General features: G+C 65.6%; 18 protein-coding genes and 2 tRNA genes. 6 read left to right on the top strand and 14 right to left on the bottom strand.

All coding sequences use genetic code 11. The annotated features are described in order from the left end of the window. Nucleotides 1–79 precede the first annotated feature (79 nt). Nucleotides 80–268 carry a XapX domain-containing protein gene (locus ACNSN4_RS14965; protein WP_418286642.1) on the bottom strand — a complete coding sequence of 63 codons (189 nt, stop codon included), beginning with the start codon at nt 266–268 and terminating at the stop codon, nt 80–82. A gap of 94 nt (nt 269–362) precedes the next feature. Between ACNSN4_RS14965 and ACNSN4_RS14960 the strand changes: the two genes are divergently transcribed. Next, the gene (locus tag ACNSN4_RS14960; protein WP_418286641.1) at nt 363–929 is read left to right on the top strand and encodes a peptidylprolyl isomerase; all 567 of its coding nucleotides are present in this window, start codon (nt 363–365) and stop codon (nt 927–929) included. A gap of 277 nt (nt 930–1,206) precedes the next feature. Here the strand turns inward: ACNSN4_RS14960 and ACNSN4_RS14955 are convergent, their stop codons facing one another. Next, nucleotides 1,207–1,422: a hypothetical protein gene (locus tag ACNSN4_RS14955; protein ID WP_418286640.1), complete on the bottom strand. Its 216-nt coding sequence runs from the start codon at nt 1,420–1,422 to the stop codon at nt 1,207–1,209. 705 nt (nt 1,423–2,127) lie between these two features. Further along, nucleotides 2,128–2,202 (bottom strand) — tRNA-Val (locus ACNSN4_RS14950). Between the two features lie 84 nt (nt 2,203–2,286). Between ACNSN4_RS14950 and ACNSN4_RS14945 the strand changes: the two genes are divergently transcribed. Continuing rightward, entirely contained in the window at nt 2,287–2,829 is a 543-nt protein-coding gene (locus ACNSN4_RS14945; protein WP_418286639.1) for a hypothetical protein, read from the top strand. Nucleotides 2,830–2,838: 9 nt separating this feature from the next. Here the strand turns inward: ACNSN4_RS14945 and ACNSN4_RS14940 are convergent, their stop codons facing one another. From ACNSN4_RS14940 to ACNSN4_RS14915, 6 genes are all read right to left on the bottom strand, one after another. Next, nucleotides 2,839–3,114, bottom strand: coding sequence for a DUF7553 family protein (locus ACNSN4_RS14940; protein WP_418286638.1), 276 nt, complete (start codon nt 3,112–3,114; stop codon nt 2,839–2,841). 112 nt (nt 3,115–3,226) lie between these two features. Beyond that, nucleotides 3,227–3,760: a cob(I)yrinic acid a,c-diamide adenosyltransferase gene (locus ACNSN4_RS14935; RefSeq protein WP_418286637.1), complete on the bottom strand. Its 534-nt coding sequence runs from the start codon at nt 3,758–3,760 to the stop codon at nt 3,227–3,229. Beyond that, nucleotides 3,757–3,996 (bottom strand): glutaredoxin family protein, encoded by a 240-nt coding sequence (locus ACNSN4_RS14930; protein WP_418286636.1) that lies wholly within the window; start codon nt 3,994–3,996, stop codon nt 3,757–3,759. The genes ACNSN4_RS14935 and ACNSN4_RS14930 overlap by 4 nt, the downstream gene beginning before the upstream one ends. Nucleotides 3,997–4,067: 71 nt before the next feature. Continuing rightward, the gene (locus ACNSN4_RS14925; RefSeq protein WP_418286635.1) at nt 4,068–4,511 is read right to left on the bottom strand and encodes an acyl-CoA thioesterase; all 444 of its coding nucleotides are present in this window, start codon (nt 4,509–4,511) and stop codon (nt 4,068–4,070) included. Between the two features lie 127 nt (nt 4,512–4,638). Further along, nucleotides 4,639–5,313 (bottom strand): phosphate signaling complex protein PhoU, encoded by a 675-nt coding sequence (phoU, locus tag ACNSN4_RS14920; protein ID WP_418286634.1) that lies wholly within the window; start codon nt 5,311–5,313, stop codon nt 4,639–4,641. Between the two features lie 179 nt (nt 5,314–5,492). Beyond that, nucleotides 5,493–5,567 (bottom strand) — tRNA-Val (locus ACNSN4_RS14915). A gap of 231 nt (nt 5,568–5,798) precedes the next feature. Between ACNSN4_RS14915 and ACNSN4_RS14910 the strand changes: the two genes are divergently transcribed. Beyond that, on the top strand, nt 5,799–6,920 hold the full coding sequence (locus tag ACNSN4_RS14910; RefSeq protein ID WP_418286633.1) for a M24 family metallopeptidase: 1,122 nt from the start codon (nt 5,799–5,801) through the stop codon (nt 6,918–6,920). 36 nt (nt 6,921–6,956) lie between these two features. Here the strand turns inward: ACNSN4_RS14910 and ACNSN4_RS14905 are convergent, their stop codons facing one another. Then, nucleotides 6,957–8,375, bottom strand: coding sequence for an NAD(P)/FAD-dependent oxidoreductase (locus tag ACNSN4_RS14905; RefSeq protein ID WP_418286632.1), 1,419 nt, complete (start codon nt 8,373–8,375; stop codon nt 6,957–6,959). A gap of 145 nt (nt 8,376–8,520) precedes the next feature. Between ACNSN4_RS14905 and ACNSN4_RS14900 the strand changes: the two genes are divergently transcribed. Beyond that, on the top strand, nt 8,521–9,876 hold the full coding sequence (locus ACNSN4_RS14900) for a sodium-dependent transporter (RefSeq protein WP_418286631.1): 1,356 nt from the start codon (nt 8,521–8,523) through the stop codon (nt 9,874–9,876). Between the two features lie 27 nt (nt 9,877–9,903). Here the strand turns inward: ACNSN4_RS14900 and ACNSN4_RS14895 are convergent, their stop codons facing one another. Genes ACNSN4_RS14895 through ACNSN4_RS14880 form a run of 4 tightly spaced genes read right to left on the bottom strand, consistent with a single transcriptional unit; the run spans nt 9,904 to nt 12,697 of the window. Next, on the bottom strand, nt 9,904–10,782 hold the full coding sequence (locus ACNSN4_RS14895) for a glycerophosphodiester phosphodiesterase (protein ID WP_418286630.1): 879 nt from the start codon (nt 10,780–10,782) through the stop codon (nt 9,904–9,906). 2 nt (nt 10,783–10,784) lie between these two features. Continuing rightward, nucleotides 10,785–11,450 (bottom strand): cytochrome c biogenesis protein CcdA, encoded by a 666-nt coding sequence (locus ACNSN4_RS14890; protein WP_418286629.1) that lies wholly within the window; start codon nt 11,448–11,450, stop codon nt 10,785–10,787. Between the two features lie 6 nt (nt 11,451–11,456). Continuing rightward, a complete protein-coding gene (locus tag ACNSN4_RS14885; RefSeq protein ID WP_418286628.1) occupies nt 11,457–12,005 on the bottom strand; it encodes a TlpA family protein disulfide reductase in 549 nt (182 codons plus the stop codon). Beyond that, complete coding sequence (locus ACNSN4_RS14880) at nt 12,002–12,697, bottom strand: SCO family protein (RefSeq protein WP_418286627.1); 696 nt, start codon at nt 12,695–12,697, stop codon at nt 12,002–12,004. Before ACNSN4_RS14880 ends, ACNSN4_RS14885 begins: the two co-directional genes overlap by 4 nt. Nucleotides 12,698–12,894: 197 nt before the next feature. On the opposite strand from ACNSN4_RS14880, the gene ACNSN4_RS14875 reads away from it, so the two are divergent. Further along, nucleotides 12,895–13,101, top strand: coding sequence for a cold-shock protein (locus ACNSN4_RS14875; protein ID WP_004046191.1), 207 nt, complete (start codon nt 12,895–12,897; stop codon nt 13,099–13,101). Between the two features lie 195 nt (nt 13,102–13,296). After that, nucleotides 13,297–14,004 carry a DNA repair and recombination protein RadB gene (gene radB / locus ACNSN4_RS14870; RefSeq protein WP_418286626.1) on the top strand — a complete coding sequence of 236 codons (708 nt, stop codon included), beginning with the start codon at nt 13,297–13,299 and terminating at the stop codon, nt 14,002–14,004. The last annotated feature ends 7 nt before the right edge of the window (nt 14,005–14,011 follow it).

Below are 14,011 nucleotides of genomic sequence, written 5' to 3'. Positions count from 1 at the left end.
GCTCTCCCCGGGTGGAAAACGGTACCGGCCGTGACGGCTGTGATACGGGCGCGACAGGCAGGACTGATCGGTTGCGGTGCTACAGACCGAGCGGATCGAGCGGGTCGACCCCGAGATCCGCGTGTCCGACCGCTTTAGATCCGAGACAGATGCCGAGGACCGCCATCACACCGGGCAGCTCCGGCGGCGCGGGGATCGGCACGCGGAGGAACGCGAACAGCGGCCCCACCGTGACGCCGACGACGGTCGCGGCGACGGTGAGGGTCACGTGGAACTCATACCGACCGGTCGGCGTCCGCGGCTGACACGGCCGACGTTCCCGGATGGGTAGGGTTTTCCGACGGGGGCTCCTTCTTCTCGGTATGTCACGAGACGTTTCCAATCCCGACAACCCGCAGGTGACGCTCCACACGAACCACGGCGATGTCGTCGTCGAACTGTTCGCCGACCGCGCACCGAAGACGGTCGAGAACTTCCTCGGACTGGCCCGACACGACCCCGCGGCGGACGCCGACCCCGCGCGCGACACGACCACGTGGGCGGACCCCGAAACGGACGAGGTGCGCGGCGACTCCCTGTACGAGGGTAACGTCTTCCACCGCGTCATCGAGGGCTTCATGATCCAGGGCGGCGACCCGCAGCAGAACGGTCGCGGCGGCCCCGGCTATCAGTTTGACGACGAGTTCCACGACGACCTCACCCACGACGGCCCGGGAATCCTCTCGATGGCGAACTCCGGTCCGAACACGAACGGCTCGCAGTTCTTCGTCACGCTCGACGCGACCCCGCACCTCGACGGCAAACACGCCGTCTTCGGGCAGGTAATCGACGGGATGGACGTCGTCGAGGAGATCGGCTCCGTGCCGACCGACCGCCGTGACGAGCCGCGCGACACCGTCGAGATCGAGCGCGTCACGGTCGACGAGTAACGACGCGAAAACGCAGCTGCGTCTTTCTGCCGTCGGAGGTATTCGCTAGCGGCTTTGGTGTAACCCTCAGAGGAGGACACGCTTCGGCCCGGTTTCGGTCAGTACGGCCCTAGCATCGATCACGGGAGTTGGTGGCGCAGTGCAGCGGCAGCGAAACCGTATATAACGGCGACACGGTGGGGCGCCTCGGACGGGGAACTCGTCGAGACGTGTCTGGTGGATGCCGAGAGAGAGCACCGTCTGAGATAGCTCGTCACCGGATAATGTACCCTGTCTGTCACCGATCTCTGAATTCCACCGTGTAGCCGTTGTTGCGAAGTGCTTCGACAAGCGCATCATCGGGCTCGATTTTGAATTCGTGGAACGAGTTGGTTGGGCTATCTGCCGAATACAGCTCTGAGTCGATATTCTCTGGAATCTCGTTCTGATGGGTGTCCTCTTGAACAACAACCGGTTGACTTGGAACTCGTTTGGAACTGGTATTCTCTGTCATTTGGATATCTATTCTGTTATAACTATTCGGCTATTTGTATTCCGATTCTCGTTTCCGTTAGGGTGGCTGTTCGGTGATATCGCGTCCGCCGACACGATACCGTGTTGTCACGGGTCTATTTTCAGAGCAACTGTGGAGAGTGCGGCCCCTCTCAAGTACAGGCTTGCACCTCTATCTGGTCGGCTCTGCTGGAATCCTTTCTGGTTGACGCTTTCCAGTATGAAAGAGCCAGCCGCTGAAAAGCGCGCATCGCTCACGGACTTTGAAATCTACTACGCGGAACTTCTTTCTCGCCGTAAAACGACGACCAATATATGGTCTCCCGGGAAACGTCGGTGAATAGTTGATGAGTTTGCTAACCGCGTACAGCGGACTGCTCATCCGTATGGGTCTCTACTTGCTCGTCTTCTGGCCCATCGTCGGATACTATGTATACGCTGATTCGAAGACGCGAGAATTACCGAATCCACGGCTTCGTGGTATTGTCTTGGGGTTCCTGGGAATAGTAGGGTTACTCATCCACTTCGGCCTCGTACAGCGCCGAGAGTGATTTCTTCCAAGTCTCAGATGGTCCACGCCACTGGTAATTCGCTACCTGCTTCCACTGTATTGAGCGCAGTTAGGTCAAAACATATCGCCTGTTAAGCATTCTAACAGATCTGCTGAACCCTATTGAATGATTGGTCCAGTAGTAAGAATCGTGAATGGGTTGGGGCGGATTCGAACCGCCGACCTGCTCCGTGTGAAGGAGCCGTCATAACCTGGCTAGACCACCAACCCGCTCGTATCGAGGTACCTGACCTCGGGACTTAAGAGTTACTTTGTGGGGAGGATTGATGCACTGACCGAACCAACAGACTCCCCATGACCCACGCGCTCGGGTTCCTCGAACGCCTTCGCCAACACGCTGCAAGCGTACTCCATCTCCCGTTGTCAGCGCTCGGACTCTACGCGGAGCGCGAGACACCTGACGATCAGTACGCGTTCACGCTCCAGGAGCCGTATCCGCACGTCGAGGCGCGACTCCACCGGCTCGGGTTCGTTCGCAACCTCGTCTCCTCGTTGAAATTTCGCGCGTGCGACTCACTTTCGGAAGCCACCGCCGCGAGCTGGGTCCGCTACCCCGACGGCGCGCTCGCGAGCGACGACCAGCTCCACCTCGGACTGTTCGTTGGCGCAGATCGTACGACGACCGACGTGTACGCCCACTGGGAGCCGTCGTGGATCCGTCACCCGATTCGGCACTACCGGGCGAATGAAGTTAACGCCGAGATGGGTGTCGAACGCGCCCGTGCGCTGTTCGAACGCGAGGGGATCGAATACGTCGTGGTTCCTGCCGCCGAGCGACTGTCCGCGGGAACGGAGTTCGCCTCGACGAACGGAGACGAGTCGCCACCGACCGAGTGAGACCGTCTCTTACTGTTCGGCGGCGTCGTGGCCGCGGTACGCTTTCACGCGCTCACGGGCCGAGGCGACCGCTTCGCGAGCCTCACCCTCGGCGCGCTCTTCCAGGGCTTTCAGATCGGCCTGGAGCTTGTCCAACCGCGAGGGCTCCGGCTCCTCGTCCTCGTCGGCACCGACGAGCGCTTTGACGCGAGCCTCCAGCGGCTCCAGCTCCTCTTTAACGCCCGCCTTCGCGTGTTCTGCCGCGCGACCGAGGTAGTACCGCGCATCTTCGAAGTGTTTACTCATATCTGTCCTTTAGTGAAGGACGAATATATTCTTTGTGGCTGTATTCACGCGACAGAATCGAGCGCTCGGCGCAGCGGTCGGACGAGAACACCGGAAACGTGGCACGGGCGACTCAGTACGTCGGCGACTCCTCCGGCTCGCCGTCCCGGGCGTTCGCTACCCGACCCAGGGTGAACAACAGATCCGAGAGCCGATTGAGGTAGGTGACGACGGCCTTGTTGATCGGCTCTGACCGGGTGAGTTCCACGACCCGCCGCTCGGCGCGCCGGGTCACCGTCCGGGCGTGGTGGAGGCGCGCCCCGGACTCGCCGCCGCCGGGGAGAATAAACGACTGCAGCGGCTCCAGTTCGCCGTCGAACTCGTCGATTCGGTCTTCGAGAACCTCGACGTGGCTCGGGTCGACGCTCGGGTCGTCCGGGTCCGGATCGGGGTTCGCGAGGTCCGCCTGCACCACGTGCAGGTGATTCTGTACCGTCTCCAACAGCTCGTCGAGGTCGTCGTGGCCCGTCGGGCGAACCGTTCCGATTAGCGCGTTCGCCTCGTCGACGGTCCCGTACGCCTCGATCCGCGGGCTCGACTTCGACACGCGACTCATGTCGCGGAGATCGGTGTTCCCCTCGTCGCCGCGTCCGGTGTAGATCGTCACGCGAGACTCCGTTCGACGTACTCCAGAATGTTCGCGCTCTCGGCCATCGTCACGCCGCGGTCCTCGTCGACGAGCACCGGGACGCCGCGCTGGCCGCTGACTCGTTTCACTTCGTTGCGGTCGGAGTGGAGCGCGTCGACCCACTCGGTCTCGTACGCCACGCCGACCTCGTCGAGCGCGTCGGACACGTTCTCACACCACGGACACCCGTCGAGGGCGTACAGTCGAATAGACATACCCGACTGATCGGCCCGCGGCGGCAAGAATGTAGGTGTCTCGGGTTACAGTTGGGGGGTGTCGTCGATAACTACAGCTCGTGGAACTCCGTTATCGCCGTTCGGAACGCCTCCGGGACGGGACGGGGCTCGCCGGAGTCGGGGTCGATGGTCACCAGCGTCGCCGTCGCCTCCGCGACGGTCGTTTCGTCGCCCGCGGTCTCGCCGGATTCGTCGGCATCGGTCCCGCCCGCTCCCACTCGGATCTCGTGGGACATCGAGACGCTGGAACGGCCGACTGCGTCGACGTCGACAGTCGCGGTGACGGTTCCGTCGGTCAATTCGACCGGGCGACGGAAGTCGAGTGACAGCGACGCCAACACCGTCGACACGCGCGCGAGGTCCGCGTCGAGGACGTCGCGATAGTACTCCGATCGGGCCTGCTCGACGTAGGTGGCGTACACGGCGTTGTTGACGTGACCCATCGCGTCGATGTCGCGGAACCGCACGTCGATCTCCGTTGTGTACGTGCTCATGACGGTCACTCACCGTGGCGGGATATGTAGGCGTCGGGACAGCGGCGACGCGGCGGGACGGCCGCACGGCGACACAGCCGCGACGCAGAAGGCCACCCGTATCGAGCGATTGCCCGCCTGCGTCCCGTCAGTACAGCAGTTCGTCGTCGTTCTCGATCATATACAGCGACCGCGCCGCGATGTTGACCGCGTGGTCGCCGACGCGCTCGAGGTCGCGAATCGTCAACAGCAACCGTGAGACGTTCTGCATCGTCGATTCGATGTCGGCGTCCTCGCGGAGCTCGTCGCGCTCGATGAGGTCACGCACGACGAGGTCGCTGGCCGCTTCGCAGGCCGCGTCAACCTCGTCGTCCGCTTCGGCGACCGCGAAGCACTTGTCCGGGTCGGACTCCGCGTACGCGTCCATCGCCTGATCGAGCATCGCGAGCGTGTCGTCGCCGATTCGCTGGACATCGACGTCGGGGAACACCTCCTGCGTCGCTTGCTTCGCGTATTCGCCGAGATTCGTCGCGAGGTCCGCGATGCGTTCGAGATCGGTGATGATCTTAAACGAGGCCGCGATGAATCGCAGGTCGCCCGCGACCGGCTGCTGAAGCGCGATGAGGTCCGTACACCGTCCTTCGAGTTCGAGGTAGAGATCGTTGATCTCGGCGTCGCCGGTGATGACCGCATCGCCCAACTCGCTGTCCTGTCGCTCCAAGGCATCGAGGCCCATGCGGAGGCGCTCCGCGACGAGTTCGCTCATGTAGAGCACGTCGTCGCGGAGATCCTCCAGTTTCGTCTGGTACTGTTCGCGTGGCATCGTGTTGGCGTACCTGCCTCACCGGACGTATAAAAACACGTCGCCGACCGATCGTCCACTCGTAGGTCGGTTACGGCGGACAGACCGAACCGAACGGAACACTGTTGTGTTGAGTAGCCGACGCCTCGCGCTGCTCGACGCGGATGCCGGCCTCTAACGGATCAGAACGAAAGTAGAAGTGGGTTGGGGCAGATTTGAACTGCCGGCCTCCTCCATGTCAAGGAGGTGTCATAACCGGACTAGACTACCAACCCGAGTGGGCTTTCTGACGCATTTTGTCGTATTCCGGGGATACAATTGAACCTTTCGAAACGAGAATCGTGTCGCGGTCCCGTCGCCCAAATCCTCGCGCCTGTCGACACGATGAAACGGACCCCGGAACGGGTCGGATCCCAGAACGGGTCGGACCCCGGAACGGCTCCGAAACAAGCCGAGTGCGACGCGTCTTTCGACCCCTTTTAGTCCCGGAGCGGCCACCGGTCGACATGGTCGACCTCTCCGCCCGCACCGCTCGCTTGGACGAGTATCTCGACGACTGCGGGCTCGAAGCCGTCTGGTTCGCCAAGCCGAACGGGTTCGCGTGGCTCACCGGCGGCGACAACGTCGTCGACGCTGACGCGGAGCTGGGAGTTGCCGCGGTCGGCTACGACGGCGATGTCCGGGTGATCACGGACAATATCGAAGCCGACCGTCTCGCCGACGAAGCGCTTCCGGACCGGGTCGACGTCGAGTCCTTCCCGTGGTACACCGACTCGCTCGCCGACGCGGTCGCGGAGCGCTCACCCGCGCCCGCCGCCGCCGACTTCGATGTTCCCGGCTTCGAGCGCGTCGACGGGAGCCAACTGCGCCAACCGCTCACCGCAGACGATGTCGAACGATACCGCGAACTCGGGCGTGAGGCCGCCGCCGCGGTCGAGACGGTCTGCCGCAACCTCGAACCCGACGACCCCGAGTACGAGGTCGCCGCGGGGATCGACATCTCGCTCGCCTCCCGCGGCGTCGACACCCCGGTAGTGCTCGTCGGCGGCGCCGAGCGGGCGCAGAAGTACCGCCACTACGTCCCGAGCGACGCGCGACTCGGCGACTACGCCCTCGTCTCCGTCACCGCCGAGCGCGCCGGACTCTATGCCTCTCTCACTCGAACGGTAGCCTTCGACGCCCCCGACTGGCTGGAAGAGCGACACCGCGCGGCCGCCCGCGTCGAGGCCACCGCGCTCGCCGCGACGGAGGCGGCGGCTGCGGGTGAGCTAACGGGCGCCGCTGGCCCGGACACCGCTGGCGACGTGTTCGACGCGATTCGCGAGGCGTACGCGACTGCGGGGTTCACGGACGAGTGGCGGCATCACCATCAGGGCGGTGCCGCCGGGTTCGCCGGTCGCGAGTGGATCGCCGCGCCGGAGAGCGACGAGCCGGTCCGGTGGCCGATGGGCTACGCGTGGAACCCCACCGTGCGAGGCACGAAAAGCGAGGACACGCACCTCGTCGCTCCGGACCGTACCGAGACGCTCACGAAGACCGGCCAGTGGCCGACTCACGAGGTCGAGCCGGTCGACGTGGGCGACGTCTCGACTGAGGCTCGCGAACTGACGGCGCCGGTCATCCGGTAAGTCGCTCGGAAGCGATAGGGCGGGAAAACCGACGGCTCAGTAGACGTACTCGCTCTCGTCGATGCCGACGTATCCCTTCTTGACGCGTCGCTTGTTCCACTTGTAGCCGAGCAGGAGCTTCGCGGACTCCCAGCCGGAGCGGTACGGCTGCGAGAGCAGTCCGTCGCTCGTCTCCGCCGCGAGCATCGCGTCGGCCGCGCCGATGATCCGGTTCCAGTCGTCCGGGTCGTAGTCCCCGACCATGTCCGCCATCGTCACGTTGCGGACGATCTCGTCGCCGATCGCTTCCTTCCAGCGACGGTTGTACGGCGCCAGATCGCCTGTGGCGGCGAGCTCCCCGGCGATCGCGCCCGTGCGGACCGCGACGTGATCGCCGCCCTCGTGAAACGCCGATGTCGTTCCCATCGCGCCGCCGACGACCGCGATACCGGCGTCGGTGGGGGAGTCGATTGGACGTGTAGAGGAGATCGGATACGTCTCCGTCCCGTTTCGCTTGCCCGCGTCCTCCACGATGGGGAAATCCGTCTCGATGTCGTACTCGTCGCCGTACTGCCACTCCAACAGCCGACGGACGTACTCGCCGCCCCGCGGGATCGACTCGTCGTCCGCGTCGAGGAGGGCGTACGCGTCCCGGTCGAACTCGTCGATGTCGAGCCCGATCGGCATCGTCAGCCCGATGCGACAGACGCGGTCGTTGTTCGGGAAGATCCACGGGTAAGCGGTCTCGCCGGGCATCACGCCCCACCAGAAGACGAGCGCGTCGTTCACCTCCTCGTACACCGCCTCGGGGACGCGCCGATACTCTTGATAGGCGATGTGATTGGCCGTCCGCGAGGCGAGCCGCTCGGAGGCGGAGGCGTCAGCGGGCAGGTACTCGTCGAGCACGCGGTTCGTGACGGTGCGCTGCGGACCGTCAGCGAGGACGACGAAGTCGGCTCCGATGGTCTCTCCGGAGGCGAGATTAAGCACGTGTCGGGGACCGTCCGCGTCGGAATCGTCCGCGTCGGGGTCGGTCGCGCCAGAGTCGACCGAGAGATCCGTGTCGATGCCGCGGACGGATTCGCCCACGCGGTACTCGGCACCGGCGTCCTCGGCGCGATCGCGAAGCCAGTCGTCGAAGCGAGCGCGGTGGAAGGTGTACCCGAATTTGTCGTACGAGGACTCGATTCCGGTCGACGTGAGCGTTGCAGCCGCCTCGGGGCCACGGAACTCCGCGCGATTCAGCTCCCGCTGAACGACCCCGTCGTCGAACTCGTCGGGGTGGATCCCCATGATGTCGACCCAGTAGTCGAGGATGCCCGCGGCGTCCGTCGAGTCGGGCCCGAGTCGGTCGCGGTCCGCGCGCGGGACGCCCTTTTCGAGGACCACAGCGTCGGCGCCGTCCGTCGCGGCCGCGTGCGCTGCCGACGACCCGGCGGGGCCGCCGCCGACGATCGCGACGTCTACGCGTTCCATATCCCGTGAGGTGACCCTCCGGCTATTAAATTCACGGTCCCGGACCGACGCGTCGCTGTGTGAACAAACGATCAGGAACATTTATTATCAGTTTCGGAGGCGGAGAGACACGTTTATAGCCGATGCCGGAATTCCTCCGATACCAATGGCACGCGAGACATGGGCGACCCGGGTAGGGTTCATCCTCGCTGCGGTCGGCAGCGCGGTTGGGCTCGGGAACATCTGGCGGTTCCCGTTCATCACCGGACAGGAAGGCGGCGCCGCGTTCCTGTTCGTCTACCTGCTGTTCGTCGCGCTGATCGGCTTCCCGGCGATTCTCGTCGAGTTCGTGATCGGACGATACACCAACCTGAACCCGGTCGGTGCGATACGGGAGCTCGGAAGCGGGGTGTGGAACTACCTCGGCTGGCTGTTCGTCGTCACCGGCTTCGTCATCCTCTCGTACTACAGCGTCGTCGCCGGGTGGTTCCTCCGGTACACGCTCCGTGGAGTCACGGAGGGGTACGCGCTCGCCGGACCCGAGGAGGCCGGAGCGCTGTTCGGTGCCGTCTCGACTGGACTGGACTCCCTCCTCTTCCACGCCGTCTTCATGGCGCTGGTCATCGTCATCATCGCCGCGGGCGTCCGGAGCGGCATCGAGGTCGGCGTGAAGCTGATGGTGCCGGCCATCATCGCCCTGCTTCTGGGGCTCGCCGCCTACGGGCTCACCCTCGACGCGTCGGGCGCGGCGTACAGCTACTACCTCTCGCCGGACTTCGGCGTTATCGCCGAGAACTGGAGGAGCATCCTCCCGGCCGCGGCCGGGCAGGCCTTCTTCACGCTCTCGCTCGGCATGGGCGTGATGATCACCTACGCCTCCTACCTCGGTGAAGACCGCAACCTCGCTGCCGACGCGGGTGCGATCGTCACGCTCGACACGCTCATCGCCGTCATCGTCGGCTTCGTCGTCTTCCCGTTCCTCTTCGCGGCCGGAATCGAGCCCGGCTCCGGGGGCGCCGGCGAGATATTCGTGAGTCTCACCACCGCGTTCTCGACGATTCCCGGCGGCCGAATACTCGGGATCGTCTTCTTCGGGATGGTCGGTATCGCCGCGCTCTCGTCGGCGATCAGCATCCTCGAAGTGCTCGTCTCGTACCTGATAGACGAGTTCGGCGTCGCCCGCGTGCCGGCGTCGGCGGCGCTCGGCGTCGCCGTCTTCCTGCTCGGCGTTCCGGTCACCGTCGACCTGATATTCTTGGACCTGTTCGACAAGTTGGCGGACGGGGTCCTGCTGGTGTTGGGGTCGCTCCTCCTCGCGCTGTTCGTGGGGTGGGTAGTTCCCGATATCGCCCGCGAAGAGCTCTCGAAAGGGATCGGTCGCCTCGGCACGCTCGGCGACGCGTGGGTCTGGATCGTTCGCGTCCCCATCGTGATCGTCGTGCTCGTCTCGCTGTACCTCGGCGTCGTCGATTACGTCGACTTCCTCACCGGCGACTTCGCCGAGTGGCTGGCGGCGCGGTAGGGTCTCGTACCGGGACTCTGCGTTTCGTTATCGCCGCAGAACCGTCGAGTAGTCGGCGATGACGCCGTCGACGCCGGCGGCTTCCAACCGAGCCGCCTGATGCCACGTCGCGACGGTCCAGACGTTCACGTCGCGTCCGGCGTCGTGGGCCGCAGCGAGCAGGTCGTCGTCGCCGAACCGCTCGGCGTCGAAGAACGGGGAACCTCGAATCATCGCTACCGGCGGGTGGACCGCCGCCGCCTCGTGTTGGCGGGCGACTGCGAGGACGTCGTCGACCGACTCCCACCCGATCGGCGCGACCGGCCGATCCGAGGTCTCGCTGACCGCCGCGAGCGCCCCCTCGCAGAACGACGAGAAGAGGAACGCGTGGTCGTGCTCCCCGGTGACAGACAGAACGCGCTCGACGAACGGCCGCCACGCCGCGGTGCGCTCCGCGAGTGCCGCCTCGGTGAGCTTCTCGCCGGGACGAAGGTCGCCTCGTCCCGGGTTCTTGAGTTCGACGTTGACGCCGACATCGGACGGAACCGCGTCCAGCACGTCGCACAAGCGCGGCACCGTCTCGCCGCTGTCGAGCACTTCGGCGTCCGTGACCGCGGCGGTGTCCGTCTCCCAGACGACTCCCGTCGCGTCGGTGAGCCCGGCGTCCGGGTCCACGAATCCGCCCGTAGTGGTCGCACCGCCCAGCCGATCGTCGTGGAAGACGACCACGTCGCCGTCGGCGGTCGGCTGCACGTCTATCTCGACGGCGTCGGCGCGGCGGGATCTCGTCCCCGATCGGGAGGAGTCAGTGCGTGCGGCCGCCTCCATGGCTGCAACCGTGTTCTCCGGATTCTCACCGGCGAATCCGCGGTGGGCGATCAGAGTCGGACCGTCGTCGGGGGCGAAGCCGAAATCAGGTGCGGGCACGATCAGTACACCACCAGCGAGAGGTATAACTGGCCGACTCCGGCGAGGATCATCACCGCGCCAGCGACCCGTTTCAGCGTTCCGGCGTGCGCCATTACCCGATTCGCGTTGCTGACCAGTCCGACGCCCGTCGCGACGGTCGTCGCGGTCATCAACGCGGCGACGACGCCGGCGTAGGTGACCAGAACGACCGCCGCGGCGTCCGTCGGAAGCGCCAGTGCGCGGGCGACGACCGCGAGGAAGATGGGCGCGACACAGCCCGCGCCCGCGAGCGCGTATCCCGCGCCGAACAGCCCGAATCCGAACACGCTCGACCGACGCTTCGGGAGCGACAGCGACAGCGACGGGGCCCAGTCGAGGACGACGAGCAGCCCGAAGACGACGAGTAGCCCGCCGACGAGCGTCTCGAAGACGGTGATGTTCGACAGCGTCGAGTGGCCGATCCGCACCGTCGCCCCCGCGAGGACCGCGAACGTCGCGAGCACGCCCAGTCCGGCGGCGATTCCTCGGATCCCGGCCCCGGACACAGAGGCGCGCTCCGCGTCGACCGAGTTCACGTAGAAGCCGACGTAGCCGGGCAACAGGGGATACGCGCACGGCGAGAAGAACGTCGCCACGCCCGCGGCGAGCGCGAACGGGACGTTCGTCGCGAGCGCAGTACCAGTCATCGTTCGTTAGTCACCGCCAAGCGCCCGCTCGATGCCGTCGACGAACTCGTCGGCGGTGTGGGTCCCGGACGTCGCCCAACGGACCCGCCCGGAGGCGTCCATGGCACGTGCGCTCGGGTAGCCGCCTATCGGAAATCGCGCGGCGAGTTCGGCCGAGACGTCGGCCGCGACGAGCCAGTCGCCGTCGTTGTCGGCCCACCAGTCCCGTACCTCTTGCTCCGTGACCGAGCCACCGACATCCTCGGTCGTTACCGAAACGAACGTCACTCGATCACCGATCCGTTCGTTGGCCTCGGCGAGCGCGGGCATCTGTTCGACGCAGGGGTCACACCAAGTGGCGAAGAAGTCGACGAAGGTCGGCTCACCCGGGGCCGGGAGAGTCACCTCGCCGTCCCTGCTTCCGGGTGCGTCGATGGTGCGGATCGTCAGCGGCTCAACCGACTCAGACCCGTCGCCGCCGTCAAGCACGGCAGGGAGGTTCCCCGTCGCGACCGCGGCCGCCCCACCGAGCGCGCCCGCGCTGGCGACTCCGGCGAGGAGGTCGCGGCGCCTCATGCGGTGACCACCCGTTCGAGGTCGGAGACTATCCGTTCGATATCCGTCATCGGGCCGCGGGGATACGCTCGCTCGACGATCCCGTCTTTGTTCGCGAGCAGGATCAGCCCGAAGTGCGGGAACTGGTACTCGAGGTTCTCGAAGTCGTCGGCGTCTCGCTTCTCGATCACGAGCCCGAAGTGCTCGTCCATCAGCTCCTGGCCCTCCTCGTACGTCTCCGGGCGGAGGAAGTGCCAGTTTCCGGCGTCGAGGTCGACACCCTGTTGCCCGGCGTACTCGCGGAGCACGTCCGCCGTGTCCACCTCCGGGTCGAAGGTGAGCGGAAGGAACGCGACCTCGTCCGCGTACCCCTCCTCGGCGGCGACCGCCTGCGCACGGCGAAGGCGGAGGATGAGCGCCGGACACACGCCGTCGGGGCAGTTCGTATAAAAGGAAGTCCACAGCACGGCCCGCTCGCCCTCGAAGCCGCCGATCGAGATCTCTTCCCCGGCGATCGGGTCGGGCACGGTGAAATTCGGCATCTCGTCGCCGTACGTGGGGTGTGAGGACTCGCTCAGGTCCTGCTCCGGCGGCCCGAGAACCGTTCCCTCAGCGCCGGAGCCCCCGATCCCGTCGAGACAGCCGGCTGTCGCCGTGAGGGCGGCGACGCCGGTCGCGGCGCCGAGCGAGCGGAGGTAGGTGCGGCGGTCCATATGTATGCCTCGTACTACGCGTTCGCAGATAAATGAACTTCGCGACCGGGCGCGAGGAGCCCAGCGGCCGGTTCGGTCACTGGCTGGTCAGACGCCAGTCCGGTCGCCGGAACCGGTCGCGGCGCGCCACCGGGAACCGTCGTGGTACCACGACCCTCGCAAGGGTTATCCCCAAACGGGCGGTACGTTTGGTTGCAATGGCAAACGGTAAGGTTGATTTCTTCAACGACACTGGCGGCTACGGTTTCATCTCGACTGACGACGGCGACCTCGACGACGACGAAGACGTGTTCTTCCACATGGAAGACGTCGGCGGCCCGGACCTCGAGGAGGGTCAAGAAGTGGAATTCGACATCGAGTCGTCCCCCAAGGGACCCCGAGCGACGAACCTGACGCGTAACTAACGATTCTACCGCGGACACTGCGTCCGCACGCAATACCGGATCTCGGGCGTCGATCGACGTGACCGACGCCCATCTCCGTTCTTTCACACTTATCACGCTCCGACTAGCGACAGCTGGTCTGTGACGAGCGGCGCGGACCGACCCGCCTCCGACACAAGCGACCGTTTAAATACGAACGCGAGCGAAGCCTCTCCAGTGAGCGATTCCATCCCGACCGGCTGCGGACCGGTCGACGACCTGCTCGGCGGCGGGTTCGAGCGCGGCGTCGTGACGCAGGTGTACGGACCGCCGGCCGCTGGCAAGACGAACCTCGCGCTCGCCGCGGCGGTCGAGGTCGCGGCGGCGGGCGACCGCGCGCTGTACATCGACACCGAGGGACTCTCGATCGACCGGTTCGAGCAGATGGCGGCGGGACGGGTCGACCGAGGTGACACCGACGACACCGTCGAGGAGATCGCCTCGCGGCTAGTGATCTCGGAGGCGTACGACTTCGACGACCAGCGCGAGGCGGTCCGCGACGCCGAGGAGCTCGCGGGCGAGGTCGAGCTGATCGTGGTGGACTCCGCGACCGGCTTCTACCGGCTGGAGCGGGCCGGGGACACAGAGGGCGGACAGTCGCTGCGGAAGGTCGCCAAGCAGGTGACGCATCTCCTCTCGCTGGCGCGCAGACACGATCTCGCCGTCGTGATCACGAACCAGGTGTTCACCGACCCCGACAGCGACCGCGACCGAGCGCTCGGCGGCAACACCCTCAACCACTGGACCGGTGCCATCCTCCGCGTCGACCGGTTCCGCGGCGGCAACCGTCGAGCGACCTTGGAGAAACACCGGTCGAAGCCCGCCGGTGACACCGCAACGTTCCGGATCGTGGCCGACGGACTCGACGAGGGCGCGGACGCGTAGCGAAGCA

The sequence above is a fragment of the Halorubrum marinum genome (assembly GCF_048381195.1).
In the GTDB taxonomy this organism is placed as follows: domain Archaea; phylum Halobacteriota; class Halobacteria; order Halobacteriales; family Haloferacaceae; genus Halorubrum.
Note: the sequence above shows the minus strand (reverse complement) of the source record. Positions and strands in the feature narration are given on the sequence as shown.

What these genes read in the sequence shown, in the direction of transcription:
- phoU (WP_418286634.1), bottom strand. Translation starts at nt 5,313, where the DNA reads ATGCCACGCGAACAGTACCAGACGAAACTGGAGGATCTCCGCGACGAC.
- ACNSN4_RS14875 (WP_004046191.1), top strand. Translation starts at nt 12,895, where the DNA reads ATGGCAAACGGTAAGGTTGATTTCTTCAACGACACTGGCGGCTACGGT.
- ACNSN4_RS14910 (WP_418286633.1), top strand. Translation starts at nt 5,799, where the DNA reads ATGGTCGACCTCTCCGCCCGCACCGCTCGCTTGGACGAGTATCTCGAC.
- ACNSN4_RS14960 (WP_418286641.1), top strand. Translation starts at nt 363, where the DNA reads ATGTCACGAGACGTTTCCAATCCCGACAACCCGCAGGTGACGCTCCAC.
- ACNSN4_RS14900 (WP_418286631.1), top strand. Translation starts at nt 8,521, where the DNA reads ATGGCACGCGAGACATGGGCGACCCGGGTAGGGTTCATCCTCGCTGCG.
- ACNSN4_RS14905 (WP_418286632.1), bottom strand. Translation starts at nt 8,375, where the DNA reads ATGGAACGCGTAGACGTCGCGATCGTCGGCGGCGGCCCCGCCGGGTCG.
- ACNSN4_RS14940 (WP_418286638.1), bottom strand. Translation starts at nt 3,114, where the DNA reads ATGAGTAAACACTTCGAAGATGCGCGGTACTACCTCGGTCGCGCGGCA.
- ACNSN4_RS14930 (WP_418286636.1), bottom strand. Translation starts at nt 3,996, where the DNA reads ATGTCTATTCGACTGTACGCCCTCGACGGGTGTCCGTGGTGTGAGAAC.
- ACNSN4_RS14955 (WP_418286640.1), bottom strand. Translation starts at nt 1,422, where the DNA reads ATGACAGAGAATACCAGTTCCAAACGAGTTCCAAGTCAACCGGTTGTT.
- ACNSN4_RS14945 (WP_418286639.1), top strand. Translation starts at nt 2,287, where the DNA reads ATGACCCACGCGCTCGGGTTCCTCGAACGCCTTCGCCAACACGCTGCA.
- ACNSN4_RS14880 (WP_418286627.1), bottom strand. Translation starts at nt 12,697, where the DNA reads ATGGACCGCCGCACCTACCTCCGCTCGCTCGGCGCCGCGACCGGCGTC.
- ACNSN4_RS14925 (WP_418286635.1), bottom strand. Translation starts at nt 4,511, where the DNA reads ATGAGCACGTACACAACGGAGATCGACGTGCGGTTCCGCGACATCGAC.
- ACNSN4_RS14890 (WP_418286629.1), bottom strand. Translation starts at nt 11,450, where the DNA reads ATGACTGGTACTGCGCTCGCGACGAACGTCCCGTTCGCGCTCGCCGCG.
- ACNSN4_RS14885 (WP_418286628.1), bottom strand. Translation starts at nt 12,005, where the DNA reads ATGAGGCGCCGCGACCTCCTCGCCGGAGTCGCCAGCGCGGGCGCGCTC.